Annotated in this window: 4 protein-coding genes and 1 pseudogene; 2 read left to right on the top strand and 3 right to left on the bottom strand. The window is 37.5% G+C overall.

Annotation, left to right across the window (positions count from 1 at the left end):
• The 3 genes and pseudogenes from BB781_RS04255 to BB781_RS04245 form a co-directional block, all read right to left on the bottom strand.
• Positions 1-646 (bottom strand): annotated as a pseudogene (locus BB781_RS04255) (hypothetical protein); the annotation flags it as partial.
• A 28-nt stretch (positions 647-674) separates the two neighbouring features.
• On the bottom strand, positions 675-1,589 hold the full coding sequence (locus BB781_RS04250; RefSeq protein WP_094227258.1) for a hypothetical protein: 915 nt from the start codon (positions 1,587-1,589) through the stop codon (positions 675-677).
• A gap of 1,476 nt (positions 1,590-3,065) precedes the next feature.
• The gene (locus BB781_RS04245) at positions 3,066-3,962 is read right to left on the bottom strand and encodes a hypothetical protein (protein WP_094227257.1); all 897 of its coding nucleotides are present in this window, start codon (positions 3,960-3,962) and stop codon (positions 3,066-3,068) included.
• A 790-nt stretch (positions 3,963-4,752) separates the two neighbouring features.
• Here BB781_RS04245 and BB781_RS04240 point away from each other — a divergent pair.
• A complete protein-coding gene (locus BB781_RS04240; protein ID WP_094227256.1) occupies positions 4,753-5,274 on the top strand; it encodes a hypothetical protein in 522 nt (173 codons plus the stop codon).
• Positions 5,275-5,385: 111 nt separating this feature from the next.
• Positions 5,386-5,991: a hypothetical protein gene (locus BB781_RS04235; RefSeq protein WP_129582625.1), complete on the top strand. Its 606-nt coding sequence runs from the start codon at positions 5,386-5,388 to the stop codon at positions 5,989-5,991.
• The last annotated feature ends 9 nt before the right edge of the window (positions 5,992-6,000 follow it).

The raw sequence follows: 6,000 nt of genomic DNA, 5'->3' as shown, positions 1-6,000 counted from the left end.
GTTTATTTATTGGTTCATTTATTGGTTCATTTATTGGTTCATTTATTGGTTCATTTATTGTTTCTTCTCTTGGGGAGCCTACTGCTGTTTCCTTCAAATCCTCACTCATTTCCCGGGTGGCATCTTTTGTAATTACAGGAGCTACATACAGATGTTCTTCCTTCTTTACGGTCTTCAATGAATGGGATTTTTGTGGCCCCAGTTTCATCTGATAAAACAGAAGGATCAAAAGAACAATGACAACAAACATAGAACCAAAAAGAAATGAATTCCCGTTGACCGTTGAAGAAACTTCAGTGTCAGCTTCAGAAATGGGATAAGAAGGTAAGAGCAATAGGTCCAGAACATAACTGCCTTCATCTGAAACCGTAATGAGATCTTCTGTATAATAGGTTAGCTGATCGTTTTTATAGTAGCTTGCAGTAATTTGATACGTGCCGTTTGGTAATTCGAAAGAGTAAACACCGTATTTTGCCACCATTGACTGTGCAGGAGTGGAATTTACTGCGATTATTGCATTGTCGAGGGGTTCGAATGTACTCCATTCGTATGCCACACCATGTACAGTTGCAATACCTGAGGCTGCAGAGACTCCCGATAAAAGCAGGATGATGGTAATACAACCTATACAAGATAATACTCTCATGTAACGCACCCCTGTCATTTGCGGTATATCAATCACTCTCAAATATTGACTTTATCCAGACATTTTCGTTTTCTTTAGAGGTACCATAGTCAAAATAATACTTCCCATTTCCAACCAGTTCAGCTTCACCTGTGCCTGTTGCAATAAGACTGAGATTATCAGACATAATCACAACCGTAAATGCAGAACCTGATAAGGAAACATTACCTTTGACCCCAACATATGAAAACATTTTTTGTGGCATTATCATATCGTGAGAGGCAACCCTTTGTGGCATAACTTCATGGGCATAGTCATTTTCCGTATCAATTAAGGCATCTCCTGCAAAATCGACTACAGAGAATTTACCATCCGAAAGGAAAAAACTAACATCCATATCCCCGGACAATATAGCCATTCCACTACCTTCGGCCACCAGGCTGCTACTGCCAGACATACTTACCGGACCTGAGAGATATGTTTTTATCTCATCGAATATAGGTTTAAGCTCGGAATTTGCAACAACGATGCTCTCTCTTGAGAGTCGCAGGTATTTCTGCTTATCTGAGCTTACTGAAGAATTATCAGCCATGGACAGATTCTTTCTGGCATCTGATACAAGAGCAGCATAGTTTACGACCATTTGTTCAAGCTCGGTGACATCATTACCTTCCTCCTTCAAGCGTATGATTACATTATCAAGACGCTTTACCATTTCATCTGACTTCTCAATATTATCTGCAAGAAAGACACTCTCGCCTACAGGAACAGAATGAGGAACAAAGTAAAGAATAAAACGTTCATCGTTTGGAGGCTCTCTTGTATTGAAAGGAGGAGTAAACAACATGTCATGCTGTTCCTGTTGTTCATCAGGATACTGTTGCATATCTTCAGAACCAGTCATGCCCGAAATTAGAACAAGCAACAAGAGGAATATCAATAATATAAGAGGCATCCTTTTCATTGAAAATCACATCTCTGGAAATACAAGCATAACCACATATATCAGATTCTACGACAGATAACAGATATTCATGTATCTTAAACGTTTTCTTTGTTTTAATATAGTTCATTTATATTTAAATGCATGCTCTCCGGTATGGGTGAAAATCTATTTTTAGAACCGGCAGGTTGTATTAGTATGAATCAAAGCAAATTGAACCATGATAACTGCTTAAAACCCGAGAGTATCAACAGAGAGGTGATAATCAGATCTGCCACCACACTTAAAATGAAAAGGAAGTCATATAGAGGTTTCACCACTTGAATCCTTTCCGGAAATTGTAAATTGTTATCTGATGAAGATATCTTCAATAAACTATTATTTGTCCAGGGTTTAGCTTCCTGACAGAAGATAGATCAAGAAAGTTTTAGGATTGAGTGCATGGGCACGATTTACCTCCTGAAACCTTGATTCAATGAATTGTTTTAAAGAATCTATCACATTGTCCATTTTTGTCACCCATATCGGTTAAGAGACACCCACGATTGATAGGCGTCTCTTAAACGAGGGGGTTGGTACAGTGGTGGCATCTTCGGCTGGATGTGGTTGGAGAGTTAGATGCCACCGAAGTGGGGGTGGTACCTGCCAGGATAGTATTGCTGACAGGCAATTCACTCATAAGCAGTTTTTAATAAAAGCATACTTACAGAAAAAAGAGAAATATGTCAAAATGAACAAATAAAACTTTATGGGAACTTGGATTATAGTAATAAAAGAAAATACAGCTTTTAAAGCTTATCCAATATAATTTGAACCTTTGTTTTGAAAATAACAGTACCTGTAAAATGAGAGAAATTGCCCTTCTACTAATTATGTGGTTAAAAATGTATGATTTCAAAATCACATTAACTTTTTCAGGAATCATTTCCCGGATCTGTCCAAAACAGAATATTTCCACGTCCTTTCCATCTTCACCTCCATGGAAATTAACAGAAAATTCATTTGTAGCTTTGCGGTTCCATACTTACCTCATAAAATAATGAAGCAAAAAGAATGAACACTATAACCAAATAAAAAAATGAACAGAAAATAATAGGATTTCTCCTTTCATAATCAACATCTCTGCAGCAGCCACATCAGAGTAAGAAAGTAAAAGTAGCAGGTCTACGACATAATACCTCCATGTGACACGATTATGATATTTTCTCCATAATACGTAAGCTTTTCAACATCATAATAGCTGGCAGCAATGCAATACATTCCTCTGGCAATTCAAAAGAGTAAGTACCTTACTTTGCAACTGTTGACTGCTCATGAGTTGAAGTTACTTCTACATAGCATTAAGAGTGTTGAAGGTACCCCATTCATAAGCTACTTGTGAATAATTGCGATATCATCAGATGCCACAACTCCTGGAAAAAACAAAATGAGGACTATGCAACCTGCGCAATCTCTCATTCTCATGCTACATTACCATATTATGTGTATAGTTCAATCTCAAAATATCGGGGAGATCCAGGTGCCTTCTTTGTTCACAGTAGCATTCTGCAGATAGTAAGTCCCATTACCATAGAATTCAGCTTCTCCCGTACCTCTTACAAGAAGACCTATATCTTCCCCCATGATAGCTACGGTAAGTTCTGAACTGGACAATGTTACATTACCCTGTACACCAACATATGACAACATCTTTTGCGGATTTCCTGGATCTCCGGAAGAGATTACTTTCGCAGACATACCCTCTGAGCTATAGAGCTCAGCTGTATCAATATCCATATCACCTGCAAAATCAATTACTGAAAACTCACCCGTGGATAAACTAAGTGCGATGTCAAGATCACCCGACAGTATGAGAATTCCACGTCCATAAACCGTCAGAATATCATTCCCGGATATACTGACAGGTCCGGGAAGATATATTTGGGTCTTAGCAAAAATATCTTTCAGCTCAGAATTTGCCAGAATTATTTTTTCCCGTGATAATTCAAGATATTTCTGTTCATCTGAAAGCGAAGTCGATGCATCAGATTTTGAGAGGTAATCTTTAGCTTCAGATACTAACAAAGCATAGTACTCAACCATCTTATCAAGTTCCTGAACATCATTACCTTCATTTTTCAAGCGTTCAACTGTGGCTTGAAGACGTTCTACCATTTCATTTGATTTTTTGATGTTGTCCGCAAGGAATATTTGTTCATCCTTTGGGAAAGCCAGATTCCCGTATGTGAAGGAAGGCTTCCCATAGGATAGATCCTTACTAAGATGAACAGGATGCTGAGACAACATAGGGCCATATCTACCATGAACATCATAGTACTTAGAGGAGTTTATCAGACCAGAAATCAATACAAGTGATATAAGGAGCATTACTATTAAGAGCGGTATCTTTTTCATTGGACATTACACCTCACTCAAACATTCCTACAGCCCCGTACAGTGGTACAAATAAACATACTCGAATGCACCTTAACGTTTTTCCCATAGTACAAGGGAAAGGGAAATTAAAATATAAACATACTTTAGCATGAACGTCTATTTGGAGAAACAGAAAGTGATTATATGCAATTTTACCCTTTATGAAGCTTTTTGTATGCATAGGTATGAAAATAGTATTATAATAACTACTAAAATGGAAAAATAAGGAATAATTCGCGATATTCACTACATAGAGATATAAAAGAGCAATTAAGTCAGATAAATAATACTAATCAAATAGAACAGCAAAAATGTCTGTGAAATTACTTATTTGGTGCTCATCGACTGAAATGTACAGTCCCATGAATATATTTGATATAAATGTCAAATGAAACACTTTTACTGCATTGAGGAAAAACAATTGGCTAATTAGTCCTGAACCATAGAGTTATACCTGCATGCCTATGCACAATAGTCCGAATATTTAAAAATTGGATTTAAAATTGCGATAAATTATCTTTGATTATCGGTTATACCTGAAAAAACCATGAAATGGAAAAATAAGGAAACTTTTTATCATTTTAAGTTTTTCAAAGGTTATTAGAGAATACAAACCTTTAATAAAGCTCTATTTTTTAATTTAAGGACATAATGGTGCATCTTTTAGTTAAGTATGCTTATATTTAAGCCTGCTAACCTTGGAAATGTCAGAAAAGTGCTGGAAATTATTAGTGCTGCTTCTGGCAGAGAAAAATGAAGGAGAAAAAGAATGAAACATAAATATATGAAAGTTCTGGCCTGTCTTTCATTGGCATTAATTGTGTTCAGTGCTGTAACGCCTGGTGCCTTTGCTGATGAAACGGGAACTGCAAAAGAGACAAAGGAATTCAGGGATTACAAGGTAATGGATCATAGGGTAATGAATTCCCCACGTGAAAATCATGGAATGAATAATGAAGCCATGGAAGCACCCGTATTTGAGACAGAAGAAGAAGAGATGCAATTCCTTGTAGAAAGGCAAACAGAATGTATCAACAAGAGAATTGAAAGGCTTCAGGGAATGCTTGAGAACATCGATGAAATAGATGATGAGAACATAACTGAAGATTCAATTAATGAGCAGATAACTGAACTGGAAACTCTGCTTACAGACATTGAAGACGCAACAACTCTTGATGAATTCAAGGAGATTCTAGAAGAAGCTAGGAAAAACAACCCGCAGCCACATGGACACGGAAGAGAATTCGGCCCAATGTATATGGATAAACAGGAGAATGTAACCGCAGAATAAGGATAAATGAATTGTTTGCGAAATTATTAATACCACCACCGTGAGATAGGATTAATCCTATCTCACAATTTTCAGATTTATCCATATTACAGGTTTTTAAGGAGTTTTAAAATGAGACGAAATATCTCGATACTATTTACATTATTTATGATACTTTTCAGCACCGCAATACCGGGTGTTTATGCCCTGGAAAATGATACAGGCATGGAAATGCCTCAAATGGGCGCTGAACAGATGAAGGAAATGAATCTTGAGATGATAGAGAACAACATTGACACACTCACATCCCTGCAGTCTGAGCTTGATGATGAAGACGTTGTAGAATCAGTAAAAAGTCTTCTTGAGCAAATGGAAGCACTGAAAACAGAACTTGAAGCTACTGATGATGAAAAAACGATAATGGAGATAATGGATGAACTCAGAAGCTCAATGGGAGAGGCACCTGAAGTAGTGCGTGAGGCACTCATGAAAAACAATCCAATGGGCCAAGAAGGACAGGAAGGACACATGGAAGGTGCAGGACATATGGGAGGCAATGAAAGCATGCAACTTCCGGAAAGTAATTTCCCCGGAAACGGCACTATGAATGGCGAAGGCCAGATGGGTAAACCTGACAATGGTGATGCCACAAAAGACGAAACCACTGATGATGACACATCAGAAGAAAGTACTGGCCTGCTAACCGGCCTTATCAACATGATCAAAGGACTCTTTTAACGCCATTGA

Origin of the sequence: Methanolobus psychrotolerans (genome assembly GCF_002243045.1) — an archaeon.
Lineage (GTDB): Archaea > Halobacteriota > Methanosarcinia > Methanosarcinales > Methanosarcinaceae > Methanolobus > Methanolobus psychrotolerans.
The sequence above is the reverse complement of the archived record's forward strand: the minus strand, read 5'-3'. Positions and strand labels throughout refer to the sequence as shown.